At 66.8% G+C, this 14,536-nt stretch carries 13 protein-coding genes; 2 read left to right on the top strand and 11 right to left on the bottom strand.

Annotation, left to right across the window (positions count from 1 at the left end):
• Positions 1 to 8: 8 nt before the first annotated feature.
• The 11 genes from FHY04_RS01175 to FHY04_RS01125 form a co-directional block, all read right to left on the bottom strand.
• Positions 9 to 671, bottom strand: coding sequence for a DUF4893 domain-containing protein (locus FHY04_RS01175; protein ID WP_311723185.1), 663 nt, complete (start codon positions 669 to 671; stop codon positions 9 to 11).
• Between the two features lie 1,163 nt (positions 672 to 1,834).
• A complete protein-coding gene (gene lpdA, locus FHY04_RS01170; RefSeq protein WP_183935125.1) occupies positions 1,835 to 3,229 on the bottom strand; it encodes a dihydrolipoyl dehydrogenase in 1,395 nt (464 codons plus the stop codon).
• A gap of 127 nt (positions 3,230 to 3,356) precedes the next feature.
• On the bottom strand, positions 3,357 to 4,604 hold the full coding sequence (gene odhB / locus FHY04_RS01165; protein WP_183935124.1) for a 2-oxoglutarate dehydrogenase complex dihydrolipoyllysine-residue succinyltransferase: 1,248 nt from the start codon (positions 4,602 to 4,604) through the stop codon (positions 3,357 to 3,359).
• Between the two features lie 164 nt (positions 4,605 to 4,768).
• Positions 4,769 to 7,708, bottom strand: coding sequence for a 2-oxoglutarate dehydrogenase E1 component (locus FHY04_RS01160; RefSeq protein ID WP_031440110.1), 2,940 nt, complete (start codon positions 7,706 to 7,708; stop codon positions 4,769 to 4,771).
• Positions 7,709 to 7,866: 158 nt separating this feature from the next.
• On the bottom strand, positions 7,867 to 8,751 hold the full coding sequence (sucD, locus tag FHY04_RS01155) for a succinate--CoA ligase subunit alpha (protein ID WP_031395407.1): 885 nt from the start codon (positions 8,749 to 8,751) through the stop codon (positions 7,867 to 7,869).
• Positions 8,752 to 8,805: 54 nt separating this feature from the next.
• A complete protein-coding gene (locus tag FHY04_RS01150; protein ID WP_183935438.1) occupies positions 8,806 to 9,102 on the bottom strand; it encodes a GIY-YIG nuclease family protein in 297 nt (98 codons plus the stop codon).
• Positions 9,103 to 9,166: 64 nt separating this feature from the next.
• The gene (gene mdh, locus FHY04_RS01145; protein WP_183935123.1) at positions 9,167 to 10,129 is read right to left on the bottom strand and encodes a malate dehydrogenase; all 963 of its coding nucleotides are present in this window, start codon (positions 10,127 to 10,129) and stop codon (positions 9,167 to 9,169) included.
• A gap of 262 nt (positions 10,130 to 10,391) precedes the next feature.
• Positions 10,392 to 11,483, bottom strand: a complete 1,092-nt coding sequence (gene zapE / locus FHY04_RS01140; protein ID WP_183935122.1) for a cell division protein ZapE — start codon at positions 11,481 to 11,483, stop codon at positions 10,392 to 10,394.
• 129 nt (positions 11,484 to 11,612) lie between these two features.
• Entirely contained in the window at positions 11,613 to 12,083 is a 471-nt protein-coding gene (locus FHY04_RS01135; RefSeq protein ID WP_183935121.1) for a PaaI family thioesterase, read from the bottom strand.
• Between the two features lie 320 nt (positions 12,084 to 12,403).
• Positions 12,404 to 13,186, bottom strand: coding sequence for a succinate dehydrogenase iron-sulfur subunit (locus FHY04_RS01130; protein ID WP_031393667.1), 783 nt, complete (start codon positions 13,184 to 13,186; stop codon positions 12,404 to 12,406).
• Positions 13,187 to 13,320: 134 nt separating this feature from the next.
• The gene (locus FHY04_RS01125) at positions 13,321 to 13,902 is read right to left on the bottom strand and encodes a ClpP family protease (protein ID WP_031393666.1); all 582 of its coding nucleotides are present in this window, start codon (positions 13,900 to 13,902) and stop codon (positions 13,321 to 13,323) included.
• A 96-nt stretch (positions 13,903 to 13,998) separates the two neighbouring features.
• Here FHY04_RS01125 and FHY04_RS01120 point away from each other — a divergent pair, with 96 nt between their 5' ends.
• Both FHY04_RS01120 and brnA read left to right on the top strand, forming a co-directional pair.
• Positions 13,999 to 14,274 carry a BrnT family toxin gene (locus FHY04_RS01120; RefSeq protein ID WP_031393665.1) on the top strand — a complete coding sequence of 92 codons (276 nt, stop codon included), beginning with the start codon at positions 13,999 to 14,001 and terminating at the stop codon, positions 14,272 to 14,274.
• Entirely contained in the window at positions 14,252 to 14,536 is a 285-nt protein-coding gene (gene brnA, locus FHY04_RS01115) for a type II toxin-antitoxin system BrnA family antitoxin (RefSeq protein WP_221211585.1), read from the top strand. The genes FHY04_RS01120 and brnA overlap by 23 nt, the downstream gene beginning before the upstream one ends.

Genomic DNA, 14,536 nt, shown 5'->3' with positions numbered 1-14,536 from the left:
TTCTGAGCTCAGCGCGGCGTCGCGGGCGTCGCAGGCGGCACCGGGACCAGTTCGTAGAGATCGAGGATCGCGCCCTGCCCTGCGCGGGTCATCACGAGGCGCCAGCGCAGCGGGCCGACACGTTCGACGACGCCCGCGACGTCGCGCGCCGGGTTGGTGCCATAGGGCGGCGCGATCTGCGCGGGCGTGGTACGCATCGTGCCGAGGAACACCTGCCGCCGGTCGCCGTCGGGGTGCAGCCAGCCACCGGGCAGCGTCGTGCCGGTCTGCTTGGTGAAGGACAGCCCGGCGCCGTTGCCGTCGACATAGCAGAAATCGGGCGCGAAGCTCGCATAGCCCGCCCGGCCGCCGAGCCGGACCAGCCGGCAGCGATAGGAGCCGGGCGACAGCGCGGGCAGATCGAGCGCAGCGGCGGGGTCGAGCAGCGCGCCCTCGGCCGCGATCCTGCCCGCCAGGCGTCTGGGCACCGCGGCGCGCGCGCGCGTCCAGCTGTCGCCGAGTGCGGCGAGCCGGGCGCGGTCGCCGGGCGTCGCGATCGTCGTCCAGTGTGGGGCGGCCGGTACGGGCTCCGCCGCCACGGCCGGGGCCTTGCCCGCGCTGCCGCCCCGGGGCTGCGTCGCGCAGCCGGCGAGACAGGCCGTTCCTACCGCCAGGATCATCAACGCACGCACGGGCAGGCTCCTTGCACGGCCGGTCGCGACGATGGCGTCGCCGCGGCGTGGAGACGAGTGGCTATGCCGGGCTGGTAAACGGATTGCTAACAACTGCACTAATCTGGCTCAGTTTCGACCCGAGATGAGGGATGGATGCGGTGAGGTGCGGATGAGCGGTTGGTGGAGGTCGGCAGGGGGCGAGGCAACCCCCTGCCTGTCGTCATTTCGGCCCGAACCGGGACTCAGGGCCGCGGGCGGGTGCGCTTGGGGCTCTGGGTCCCGGCTTTCGCCGGGATGACGGGGGGGCGGGGTGTTGCGGGTGCGAGAGCGATTTTGTGGCGCCTCCCCTTCCCGTCATCCCGGCGGACGCCGGGATGACGGATGGGGTGCGGGTCGTTGCGGGTCCGGATGGTTGTGGGGGCGGGCTGCTCCGGACTGGATCACTGCGAGTCCGGGGGCTGCGGATGCGGGCTGCCGCGGGGCGAACGCCGCGGCTCCGGCTCTGCGGGTGTGACTTTATCGCGCTCCCGCCCCATCCCCCGTCATCCCGGCGGACGCCGGGACCCATGGTCGCGGACCGGGGTATGGCAGCACGGGATCGCCGGGTCCGCCGTAACCATGGGTCCCGGCGTTCGCCGGGATGACGGAAGGGGTTGAAGGTCGTTGTCGCTCGGGGCGCACGGGGGGCGGGCTGTACCGGCGTGGAACACTGCGGGTTCGGGGGCTGCGGGTGCGTGGTGCCGCGGGGCGAACGCCGCGGGGCGAACGGGGCGGCTCCGGGGATTGCGGGTGGGATTTTATCGCGCGCGCCCCCGCCCCCGCTCCCGCCCCCCGTCATCCCGGCGGACGCCGGGACCCATGGTCGCGGACCGGGTTATGACGGCACGGGATCGCGGGGTCCGCCGTGACCGTGGGTTCCGGCTTTCGCCGGGATGACGGATGGGGGGTGCGGGTCGCTCATGGGGTTTGGGCTTGAGAGCGTGGACGTTTCGCGCGCGATCGGGAGACGTGGAGAGGGCGCCGGTGGGATTGCCACCGACGCCCTTCCGAAACTCAACTTTGCCGGGGCTTGGCCGGACAGGGGCTAAGCCCCTGTCGTCGGACGGCGCTGGAGCGCCGCCGGCCGGTCTGACCGCGGGGTGCTCGGCCGTAGCTTCGCTACGGCCGTCGCGCGGTCGGACTCAGATGTGGATCGGCTTGCCCTGTACGGCCATCGCCGCTTCCTTCAGCGCCTCGGCATGCGTCGGATGCGCGTGGCAGGTGTAGGCGATGTCTTCGCTGGTCGCGCCGAATTCCATCGCGATGGCGGCTTCGGCGATCAGCGTGCCGGCGAGGCTCGAGACGATCCAGACGCCCAGCACGCGGTCGGTCTTGGCATCCGCGATGACCTTGACGAAGCCGTCGGTGTCGCGGTTGGTCTTGGCGCGGCTGTTGGCGGCGAAGGGGAACTTGCCGACCTTGATCTCGGTCATGTCCTTCGCGGCTTCCTCGGTGAGGCCGACGCCGGCGATCTCGGGCATCGTGTAGACGACGGACGGGATGACGTCCTCGTTGACGATGCCGGTCTGGCCGGCGATGTTCTCGGCCACTGCGACGCCCTCGTCCTCCGCCTTGTGCGCGAGCATCAGGCCGGGGACGCAGTCGCCGATCGCCCACACGCCGTCGACCTTGGTCTTGAAGCTGTGGTCGGTCTCGATCTGGCCGCGCTTGTTGAGCTCGAGGCCGATGGCTTCGAGGTTGAGGCCGTCGACATTGGCCTTGCGGCCGATCGAGACGAGCACCGCGTCGGCGGTCATCGTCTCGGACGCGCCGCCGGCGGCGGGCTCGACGGTGACGGTCGCGACGCCGTTTTCGACGCTCACGCCGGTGACCTTGGTCGAGAGCTTCAGCTCCATGCCCTGCTTCTTGAACAGCTTGGCGCTCTCACGGCGGACTTCGCCGTCGAAGCCGGGGAGGATCTGGTCGACGAATTCGACGACGGTCACCTTCGCGCCGAGGCGACGCCAGACGCTGCCGAGCTCGAGACCGATCACGCCGCCGCCGATGACGACCATATGCTCGGGCACCTTGGGGAGCGCGAGCGCGCCGGTCGAGTCGACGACCGTGGTCTGGTCGACCGCGACGCCGGGGAGCGGCATGACGCTCGAGCCGGTGGCGATGACGATGTTCTTCGCGGTGACCGTCTGGCCCGCGACGTCGACCGTGTGCGCGTTCTGGAACGCGGCCTTGCCCTTGAGCCAGGTCACCTTGTTCTTCTTGAACAGGAATTCGACGCCGCCGGTCAGTTCCTTGACGGCCTTGGCCTTTTCGGCGTGCATCTGGTCGAGGTTGAGCGAGACGCCCTGGAAATCGATGCCGAACTTGGTGAGGTGGCCGCTCTTGGCTTCCTCGTAGATCTCGGACGCGTGGAGCAGCGCCTTGGACGGGATGCAGCCGACGTTGAGGCAGGTGCCGCCAAGCGTGTCGCGGCTCTCGGCGCAGGCGGTGCGCAGCCCGAGCTGTGCGGCGCGGATCGCGGCGACGTAGCCGCCGGGGCCTGCACCGATTACGAGGACGTCATAGTCATAGTCAGCCATTGTCGCTTCTCTCTTACTTCCCCGGCGCAGGCCGGGGCCCAGTTGGGAGATATATGGGGAGGGCGAGGCGCTTCGTCACCGCGGCCTTCCCCACTGGGCCCCGGCCTGCGCCGGGGTGGTTAGATATTTACAGGTCGATCAGGATGCGCGTCGGGTCTTCGATCGCGTTCTTGAGCGCGACGAGGAATGTCACAGCTTCGCGGCCGTCGATCAGGCGGTGATCGTAGCTGAGCGCGAGGTACATCATCGGGCGGATGACGATCTGGCCGTTGACGACGACCGGGCGCTCCTCGATGCGGTGGAGGCCGAGGACCGCGGACTGGGGCGGGTTGATGATCGGGGTCGACATCAGCGAGCCGAACACGCCGCCGTTCGAGATGGTAAAGGTGCCGCCCTTCATCTCGTCCATCTTGAGCGCGCCGTCCTTGGCGCGCTTGCCGAAGTCGCCGATCGTCTTCTCGATCGTCGCGACCGACATCTGGTCGGCATCGCGGATCACGGGGACGACGAGGCCGCCCGGCGAGGAAACCGCGACCGAGATGTCGGCGTAGTCGTGATAGACGATGTCGTCGCCGTCGATCGATGCGTTGACGCTGGGGATGTCGCGCAGCGCCATCGTCGCGGCCTTCACGAAGAAGCCCATGAAGCCCAGGCGGACGCCGTGCTTCTTCTCGAACAGGTCCTTGTACTTGGCGCGCGCCTCGATCACCGCGGTCATGTCGACGTCGTTGAACGTCGTCAGCATCGCGGCGGTGTTCTGCGCTTCCTTGAGGCGCTTGGCGATCGTCTGGCGCAGGCGAGTCATGCGGACGCGCTCTTCACCGCGGCCCGAGGCTGCGGGCGCTGCGGCCGGTGCGGGCGCAGGTGCTGCGGCCGGAGCGGGCTTGCTCGAGGCGGCGGCGGTCACGTCTTCCTTGGTGATGCGGCCGTCGCGGCCGGTGCCCTTGACGGTGCCGGGGTCGACGCCGTGCTCGAGCACCGCGCGGCGGACCGACGGCGAGAGCGCGGCGGGCGAGTCGCTGGTGCCGGCGCCAGGCTGGTCGCCGTAACCTGCGCCGGACTCGTCCTTGGCGGGCGCCGCGGGCGTTGCGGTCGCGGCGGGCTCGGCGGTCTTTGCAGGCGCAGCAGCGGCGCCGTCGCCCGAGTCGATCGTGGCGAGCATCGCGCCGACCTGGACGGTGTCGCCGACTGCAACCGCGTGCTGGCCCATGACGCCGGCGACCGGCGAGGGCACCTCGACCGAGACCTTGTCGGTCTCGAGGCTGGCGATGGGCTCGTCGACGGCGACGGGATCGCCGGGCTGCTTCAGCCACTCGCCGAGGGTGGCTTCGGTGATCGATTCACCCAGGACGGGGACGGTGACTTCGGTTGCCATTTTCTCGGTTCCTCCACCCCGGCGTAGGCCGGGGTCCAGTTACGAAACGCTGATTGGCCGGCGTTTCGCTCAATTATATCTACCATCCCAACTGGGCCCCGGCTTGGGTCCCATCAAAGTATTACTTCGATGGGTGCCCCTTCGCCGGGGTGGTAGAAGACAGTTTAGTTCGCGCGGGTGCGGCGGATTTCGTCGCGGACGCTGTGGCCGAGCGCGTCGGCGACGAGCGCGCCCTGCTCGGCCTGGTGACGCTTCATCAGGCCGGTCGCGGGCGAGGCCGAGGCGCTGCGCCCGGCGTAGCGCGCACGCTTGACCGGCGAATTCACGCTGGCCAGCGCCTCCTCGATCAGCGGCTCGACGAAGAACCAGTAGCCGTTGTTCTTCGGCTCTTCCTGCGCCCAGACGATCTCTTCCAGGTTCGGCATCTTGGCGACGCGCTCGGCGATCGGGTTGCCGGGGAAGGGATAGAGCTGTTCGACGCGGACGATCTGCGTGTCGGTGTCGCCAGCCGCATCGCGCGCCTCGATCAGGTCGTACGCGACCTTCCCGGTGCACAGGACGAGACGCTTGGTGTCGACGTCCGCCGCACCGTTGGTGTCGGACAGGAGGCGACGGAAGTGGCTGTCGCCCTGGAAGTCCTCGGCGTTCGACACCGCGAGTTTGTGACGGAGCAACGACTTGGGCGTCATCACGATCAGGGGCTTGCGGAAGTTGCGGTGCATCTGCCGGCGGAGCAGGTGGAAATAATTTGCCGGGCTGGTGCAGTTCGCGACCTGGATATTGTCGTCCGCGCAGGACTGGAGGAAGCGCTCGGGACGCGCCGAGCTGTGCTCTGGCCCCTGCCCTTCATAGCCGTGCGGGAGCAGCATCACGAGGCCGTTGGCGCGGAGCCACTTCGACTCGCCCGACGTGATGAACTGATCGATCATGATCTGCGCGCCGTTGACGAAATCGCCGAACTGCGCCTCCCACAGGACGAGCGTCTTCGGGTCGGCGAGCGCATAGCCGTACTCGAAACCGAGCACGCCGTACTCGGACAGCGGGCTGTCGAGCACCTCGAAATTGCCGTGCTCGATTTCCTGCAGCGGCACGTACTTGTGCTCGTCGGTCTGGTCGACCCACACCGCGTGACGCTGCGAGAAGGTGCCGCGGCCCGAATCCTGGCCGGACAGACGGACGCCGTATCCTTCGGACAGCAGGCCACCAAAGGCGAGTGCCTCGCCGGTCGCCCAGTCGAAGCCCTTGCCCGACTTGAACATCTCGCGCTTGGCATCGAGCACGCGCGCAAGCGTCTTGTGGATCTTCACGCTCTCGGGAACGGTCGTCAGCGTGCGGCCGAGCGAGTCGAACAGCTTCTGGCTGAGGCCGGTCTCGACGTTGCGGCGCGCGGACGCACCGTCGGTCGGCGCGCTGAGGCCGGTCCAGCGACCGCCGAACCAGTCCGCCTTGTTCGGCTTGTACGACGCACCCGCCTCGAACTCGCCCTCGAGACGAAGCGTGAGCTGCTTCACATTCTCGTCGATCCAGGGCTGGTCGATAACGCCTTCCTTGATCAGGCGGTTGCCATAGACCGAGCTGACGCCGGGATGCTTGCGGATGATGTCGTACATCAGCGGCTGGGTGAAGGAGGGCTCGTCGCCCTCGTTGTGACCGAAGCGGCGATAGCACCACATGTCGATGACGATGTCGCGGTGGAACTTCTGACGGAATTCCATGGCCATCTTGGTGGCGAAGGTCACCGCCTCGGGATCGTCGCCATTGACGTGGAAGACCGGCGCCTGGACGCCCTTGGCGACGTCCGACGGGTAAGGCGACGAGCGCGCGAACTGCGGCGAGGTCGTGAAGCCGACCTGGTTGTTGATGATGAAGTGGACGCAGCCGCCGGTGTTGTAGCCGCGAATCCCCGAGAAGCCGAGGCACTCCCAGACGATCCCCTGCCCCGCGAACGCCGCGTCGCCGTGGATCAGCACGGGCAGCGAGGCGACATGGTCCTTCAGATCGTTGTTGAGCGTCTGGATCGCGCGCGTCTTGCCGAGCACGACGGGATCGGCCGCCTCGAGATGCGAGGGGTTGGCGACGAGGCTCATGTGAACCTTGTGGCCGTCGAACTCGCGGTCGGTGCTGGTGCCGAGGTGATATTTCACGTCGCCCGACCCGCCGATGTCATCGGGGTTGGCCGAGCCGCCGGCGAATTCGTGAAAGATGACGCGCAAGGGCTTGGCCATCACGTTGGCGAGCACGTTCAGACGACCGCGATGCGCCATGCCGATGACGATCTCGCGCACGCCCATCTGGCCGCCATATTTGATGACCGATTCGAGCGCGGGGATCATTGATTCGCCGCCGTCGAGCCCGAAGCGCTTCGTGCCGACATACTTCTTGCCGAGGAACTTCTCCCACTGCTCGGCTTCGATGACCTTGTTGAGGATCGCCTTCTTGCCGTCGACGGAGAATTCGATCGCCTTGTCCTGGCCCTCCATGCGCTCTTGGAGAAAGCGGCGCTCCTCGACATCGGCGATGTGCATGTATTCGAGGCCGACATTGCCGCAGTAATTCTTGCGCAGCGTGTCGACGAGCTCGCGGATGGTCGCCCATTCGAAGCCCATCGTGCCGCCGAGATAGACCTTGCGGTCGATATCGGCGTCGGAGAAGCCGTGATATTCGGTCTTCAGATCCTCGGGCATCTCGCGCTTCGACAGGCCGAGCGGATCGAGATTGGCGGCGAGGTGGCCGCGGACGCGGTAGGTGCGGATCAGCAGCTGCGCGCGGATCGCGTCGGCGGCGGCCTTGGCGATCTCGTCCTTCGAGACGGGCGCGGGCGCGGCGGCGGCGGGCGCGGGCTTGCCGCCACCCTTTGCGGGCTTGGGCGCGGGCTCCATCTGGGTCGGGTCGAGCGCCGCGGTCAGATCGTCCGTGGTGGTCAGCGGCCAGCGCGCGCTTTCCCAGCTCGGGCCCTGCGCGGAGCCTTCGAGCCCCTCGAAGAACGTCCGCCAGCCGGATTCGACCGAGGCCGGATCGGCGGTGAACTTGGCGTAGAGCGTCTCTACGAACGCCGGGCTGACGCCGGCTGCGATATCGCTGAAATCCTGGCCTTCGTAGCCCATCGTTCTAGTCCTCAGTGCCCTCTCCCCGCGGGGGAGAGGGAGGGGCCCGCCCGCACTTGCGGGTGGGAGGGTGAGGGCACGGGCGGTCACGTGCCCTCACCCTTCCGCCGCCAAATGGCGGCTCCTTCCCTCTCCCCGGGGGGAGAGGGGTAGTAAGATCAACCCTTCAGCACGCTCAGCAGCGTCTCGCCGAGCAGGCTGGGGCTTTCCGAGACCTTGATCCCGGCAGCTTCCATCGCCGCGATCTTGCTCTCGGCATCGCCCTTGCCGCCCGAGACGATCGCACCGGCATGCCCCATGCGGCGACCCGGAGGTGCGGTGCGGCCCGCGATGAAGCCGGCCATCGGCTTCTTGCGGCCACGCTTGGCCTCGTCGATCAGGAACTGCGCGGCCTGCTCCTCGGCGTCGCCGCCGATCTCGCCGATCATGATGATCGACTTGGTCTCGTCGTCGGCAAGGAACAGCTCGAGCACGTCGATGAAGTTCGTGCCGTTGACCGGATCGCCACCGATGCCGACCGCGGTCGTCTGACCAAGGCCTGCGTTCGAGGTCTGGAAGACCGCCTCATAGGTGAGCGTGCCTGAACGGCTGACAACGCCGACCGAGCCCTTCTTGAAGATCGAACCGGGCATGATGCCGATCTTGCACTCGCCGGGGGTCAGGACGCCGGGGCAGTTCGGGCCGATCAGGCGCGACTTGGAACCCGCGAGCGCGCGCTTGACCTTGACCATGTCGAGCACCGGAATGCCCTCGGTGATCGCGACGATCAGCTCGATCTGTGCGTCGATCGCCTCGAGGATCGAGTCGGCGGCGAAGGGGGGCGGCACGTAGATCACGGACGCGGTCGCGCCGGTGACCGACTTCGCCTCGGCGACGGTGTTGTAGACGGGGAGGTCGAGGTGAGTCGTGCCGCCCTTGCCGGGGGTGACGCCACCGACCATCTGCGTGCCGTATTCCAGCGCCATCTTGGTGTGGAAGCTGCCGGTTTCGCCGGTCATGCCCTGCGTGATGACCTTGGTGTTCTTGTCGACGAGGATGCTCATCTTGTCTCGTTCCTTACCACCCCGGCGAAGGCCGGGGCCCAATTGGGAAAGCGGTCATGGTTGTGCGATGCGATCGTAAAGGTCGTCCCAGCCGGGATTGAAACCATTGATCTCTCGCAATTTCCAGTCCCGCTTCCACTCCTTCATGTGCAGCTCGCGCTGCCGGGCGGCTTCCCAACTGCCGAGCAATTCGTACCAGACGAGTAGCTTGCAGTCGCACTTCTTCGTGAACCCTGCGACGACGCCGTTGCGGTGTTCCCACACGCGTTTCGGCAAGTTCACCGTCGAGCCGAGATAGATCGTACCGTTATACCCGCTGGCCATGATGTAGACGAACGCCTGGTCTTCCATCACGGGGGCCTTCCCAATTGGGCCCCGGCCTTCGCCGGGGTGGTATTCCCTACCTCAGCTCAAATCAGTTCAGGCTACCGTCGATACCCTTGCAGGCCACGATCAGTTCCTTGACCGCGTCGACCGAGACCTGGAGGTTGCCCTTGGCTTCGTCGTCGAGCTTGATCTCGACGATCTTCTCGACGCCGCCGGCACCGATGACCACGGGCACGCCGACATACAGATCGTCGAGGCCGTATTCACCCGAGACATAGGCCGCGGCGGGCAGGACGCGCTTCTGGTCGTAGAGATAGGCTTCGGCCATCGCGATGCCGCTGGTGGCGGGCGCGTAATAGGCCGAGCCGGTTTTCAGCAGTGCGACGATCTCGCCGCCGCCGCCGCGCGTGCGCTTGACGATCGCGTCGATCTTTTCCTGCGTGGACATGCCCATCGCGATCAGATCGGGAACCGGGATGCCCGAGACGGTCGAATACTGGATCACCGGGACCATCGTGTCGCCATGGCCGCCGAGCACGAAGCTGGTGACGTCCTTGACCGAGACCTTGAACTCGTCGGCGAGGAAATGGCTGAAGCGCGACGAGTCGAGCACGCCGGCCATGCCGACGACCATGTGATGCGGGAGCCCCGAGAATTCGCGCAGCGCCCACACCATCGCGTCGAGCGGGTTGGTGATGCAGATGACGAATGCGCCGGGTGCGTTGGCCTTGATGCCCTCGCCCACGGCCTTCATGACCTTGAGGTTGATGCCGAGCAGGTCGTCGCGGCTCATGCCGGGCTTGCGCGCGACACCGGCGGTGACGATGATGACGTCCGCGCCGGCGATGTCGGCATAGTCGTTCGAGCCGGTGATCGTCGAGTCGAAGCCTTCGACCGGGCCGCACTGCGACAGGTCGAGCGCCTTGCCCTGGGGGATGCCCTCGGCCACGTCGAACAGGACGATGTCGCCCAGACCCTTGAGTGCTGCGAGGTGCGCGAGCGTGCCGCCGATGTTACCGGCGCCAATCAGCGCGATCTTCTTGCGAGCCATTCCAATCCGTCTCCGTCTGATGTGCGGGGTGATTGGTGACGCCGGTTACGCGCATTATGGCGCTACGGCAACCGTTAAAGCGGAAAAGTGGTCTCGTTATTGCAACTCGTTCGCAGGAGCAATAAGCCTGCGGACGTGCGCTGAACCACCCCGGCGGAGGCCGGGGCCCAGTTGGGGGACGGTGCAAACTATGCGCAGGTCTTCGTTACGACGGCCTTTCCAACTGGGCCCCGGCCTTCGCCGGGGTGGTGTTTGGGGTGCGTCAGATATGCCCTTCCGCCAGATACTCCTCGGAGCGCATCTCTTCCAGCCGGCTGATCGTGCGGTCGAATTCGAACCGGCCGTCGCCGCTCGCGTAGAGATCGCCCGGTTGCGCGTCGGCGGCGGCGAGCAGCTTGACCTTGTGCTCGTAGAGCGCGTCGATCAGCCCGACGAAGCGCGCGGCCTCGTTGCGGTTTTCGGGCCCGAGCTTGGGGATGCCGACGAGGATGATCGTGTGGAATTTGCGGGCGATGGCGAGATAGTCGGCCACCCCCCTCGCCTCGCCGCACAGCTTTTTGAAGCTGAACACCGCGACGCCTTTCAGCGACTTGGGGACGCGCAGGGCCCGGCCCTGGACGATCAGCTCCTCGGACGGGACATGCTCGCTGTCGTCGGGCGAGAAGTCGGTGAGGCGGAAGAACGCGGCGGAGAGCTGCGCGGTGGCCTCCGGCCCGTTGGGGACGAGCCAGGTGTCCTGGCTGCCGAGCCGGTCGCGGCGGTAATCGACGGGGCCGTTGAGCGGGAGGACGTCGAGCCGCTGTTCGATCGTCGCGATGAAGGGGAGGAAATGCTCGCGGTTGAGGCCGTTCTTGTAGAGATCGGCGGGCGGGCGGTTCGAGGTGGTGACGATCGTCACGCCGGAATCAAGCAGCGAGGTGACGAGCCGCGACAGGATCATCGCGTCGGGGCTGTTGGTGACCATCATCTCGTCGAACGCGAGCAGCCGGGTTTCCTCGGCGATCGCGGTGGCGACGGGGACGATCGGGTCGCCGACCTCCTTGCGGCGCTCGGCGGCGATGCGGGCATGGACCTCGAGCATGAACTCGCCGAAATGGACGCGGCGCTTCCGGTCGACCGCGACCTCGGCGAAGAACAGGTCCATCAGCATCGACTTGCCGCGGCCGACCCCGCCCCAGAGATAGACGCCGCGCGGGGCTGATTTTTTCGCAAAGCGCGCGAAGAAGCCGGTCGCGACGGGTGCGGCGAGTTCGGTGGCGAGCGTGTTCAGGCGCGCGGCGGCGGCGGCCTGTTCGGGGTCGGGGCGGAGTTCACCGGAGGCGACGAGCGCTTCGTAGGCGGCGAGGACGGTCATTGGTCTTCACCACCCCGGCGGAGGCCGGGGCCCAGGGGGAAAGGTCGCCGTGATAGAACGCTACGCTTGAACAATGATCGTGTCCCAACTGGGCCCCGGCCTTCGCCGGGGTGGTGATAGCGGTCGGGGTCAGCCCTTCGGCGGCTTAGGCGACGGCTTGCGGATCGTCGCGGAGAAGGCCGCGATCTTCGCTTCGTCGTCGCCTTGCACCACGAGGCCCCGCAGGAACAAGAGGCGGCCGGTTTCCTTGAGCACCTCAACCTGCGCCTCGATCGGGGCGCCGATCCGGCCGCCACCGATGAACTGGGTGTTGAGGTCGAGCGTCACCGCGGTGCCGGCGGTGATCAGCCCGAAGCCGCGGGCGGCGGCGAACAGCGCCACGTCGATGAAGCCAAGCAGCGCGCCACCATGCACATTGTCCTGCAGGTTCGAATGGCGACGCTCGGGCGTGATGCGGACGCGGACGCGGTGGCCGTCGACGCGGTAGAGCATGGGGCCGAGCAGCGTGTTGAACCGGGTCGGGTCGGACAGGGTCCAGCTGCGCCAGCCGGGGTTTGCGGGGTCTTCGGCGTCGAGGAAATGGGGGGTGGTCAACGGCATGTCCTTCGAAGCTTGCGAACGGCGCCCCTTTTTGGCCCCGCCTCCGGGCCCTCTCCATTCGTCCTGAGCGAAGTCGAAGGACTTGGCAAACGTCGTCCCTGGCCCCGGGCCTGTGCTTCGACTTCGCTCAGCACGAACGGGGTTGGGGGAGCGCCACCACCTGCCCCGGGCTTGTGCTTCGACTTCGCTCAGCACGAACGGGGGTGGGGGAGCGCCGCGCCCTGCCCCGGGCCTGTGCTTCGACTTCGCTCAGCACGAACGGAGGGTAGAGCGAGGCGGGGCGAGAGCGAGGTGGAGGGGACCGCCCTCCCCCTGCCCGATCAGACGATCCGTTCGGCTTCCATCTTCTTGATCTCGGCGATCGCCTTGGCGGGGTTAAGACCCTTGGGGCAGGCGTTGGCGCAGTTCATGATCGTGTGGCAGCGATAGAGGCGGAACGGATCCTCGAGCTCGTCGAGCCGCTCGCCGGTCATCTCGTCGCGGCTGTCGGCGAGCCAGCGATAGGCCTGGAGCAGGATCGCGGGGCCGAGGAACTTGTCGGCGTTCCACCAGTAGCTCGGGCAGGAGGTCGAGCAGCAGGCGCACAGGATGCACTCGTACAGGCCGTCGAGCTTCGAGCGGTCTTCGGGAGACTGGAGACGCTCCTTGCCCGAGGGCGGCGGGGTGACGGTCTGGAGCCAGGGCTTGATCGACGAATATTGCGCGTAGAAATGCGTGAAGTCGGGGACGAGATCCTTGATCACGTCCATGTGCGGCAGCGGCGTGATCTGGACCTCACCCTTGCAATCCTCGATCGCGGTGGTGCAGGCGAGACCGTTCTTGCCGTCGATGTTCATCGAGCAGGAACCGCAGATCCCCTCGCGGCACGAACGGCGGAAGGTCAGCGAGCTGTCCTGCTCGCCCTTCATCTTGATCAGCGCGTCGAGCACCATCGGGCCGGTCTCGTCGAGGTCGAGCTCGAACGTGTCGTAGCGGGGATTTTCGCCGCTATCGGGATCGTAGCGATACACCTTGAACGATTTCAGCCGCTTGCCCCCGCTGGTCGAGGCGTGCTTGACGCCCTTCTTAACGACGCTGTTTTTCGGGAGCGAGAATTCGGCCATTGCGAGCGGTCCGTCCGTGGTGTGATGACAAGGTTGTCAGAGCCGATACATGACAGGGGCCCTGCCCGCAAATCCTTAGCTTCGCGGGTGCAACATGAGTCATATGTGGGGCGGGGCACGGACCGCCGCAACCGTCAGATGATGTCGAGGATCAGCCCGAGATCGCGCGCTTCCTCCGCCTCGATATACCAGTTGGACGGCGCCTTGGCCTTCAGCTCCTCGATATCGACCTTGGTGCCGCGGACGAGATCGCGAAAGCCTTCTTCCTGGATGTTGATCGAATCCTCGATCTCGTGGAGCTTGGCCTTCAGCGTATAAGACAGCGCGTTGAGCGGGCCGTTGAGCTGGATCGTGCTCGTCATCTGGCGCTCATGGATCATGAGGCGGCTGTTGCGCGTGAGGAAGCGGCTGTCGGCGGGGAAGGCCGACATGAAGGTCGCGCCGGCCGAATAGACCGCGACCTTGCCGAGGAACAGCGTCTCGCGATCGGTATATTCGCGCAGCAGGCGGATATGGTCGCCCATCGCGCGCGCCATTTCGGGATCGCCGCCGAGCGTGGTGATCGAGACGACGAGCGGCCCCTCGGTCGGCGCGGCCGCGACCTGCGCCTTGAAGCTGTCGTACATCGCGTCGTCGACGGGGCCGTGCAGCTGGACATGGGGGACGGCGAGCAACGGATAGTTGCGCGCGTTCGAAGCGGGGGAGGTGTCGGTCATGCGCGGGCAAACTTACCGCGGTATCGAGCGGTTCCGATGTCGTCCGCAAAAGACCGGGAGTATAGATTCTATACCGAAATTGCGGTAGAGTTGGGCATGTTCGAATTCGACCCGGACAAGAGCGCGGCCAACGCGGTCAAGCACGGTATTGATTTCGTCGAAGCTCAGGCGCTGTGGGGCGATGACGAGCGGATCGTCGTCGGATCGGCCCAGCGCCATGTGGGCGAGGACCGGCAACTGGTGATCGGCCGGATCGGCGATCGCCTGTGGACGGCGATCGTCACCGATCGCGGTACGGCGACCCGGATCATCTCGGTTCGCCGCGCGAGAGATTATGAGGAACTGGCTTATGAACGCGCCCGCACCGGCTAACTCCGTGCTGCACAAGGCTATCTCAGCCGACGAGCTCGACCGGCGGTTTGACGAGGGCGAGGATGTCAGCGCGTATTTCGACTGGTCCAGCCCGCGCAAGCCTGCGCTGGAGGCCAAGCGCGTGAACGTCGATTTCCCCACGTGGATGGTAGAGAGTCTCGACGTGCAAGCCCGCAAGCGTGGCGTCACGCGTCAGGCGCTCATCAAGATGTGGCTGGCGGATCGTCTGGAAGCGACGGCGAAAGGCCCCGCCAGCCCTTGA

This window comes from Sphingomonas sp. BK481, from assembly GCF_014194875.1.
GTDB lineage: Bacteria > Pseudomonadota > Alphaproteobacteria > Sphingomonadales > Sphingomonadaceae > Sphingomonas > Sphingomonas aerolata.
Note: the sequence above shows the minus strand (reverse complement) of the source record. Positions and strands in the feature narration are given on the sequence as shown.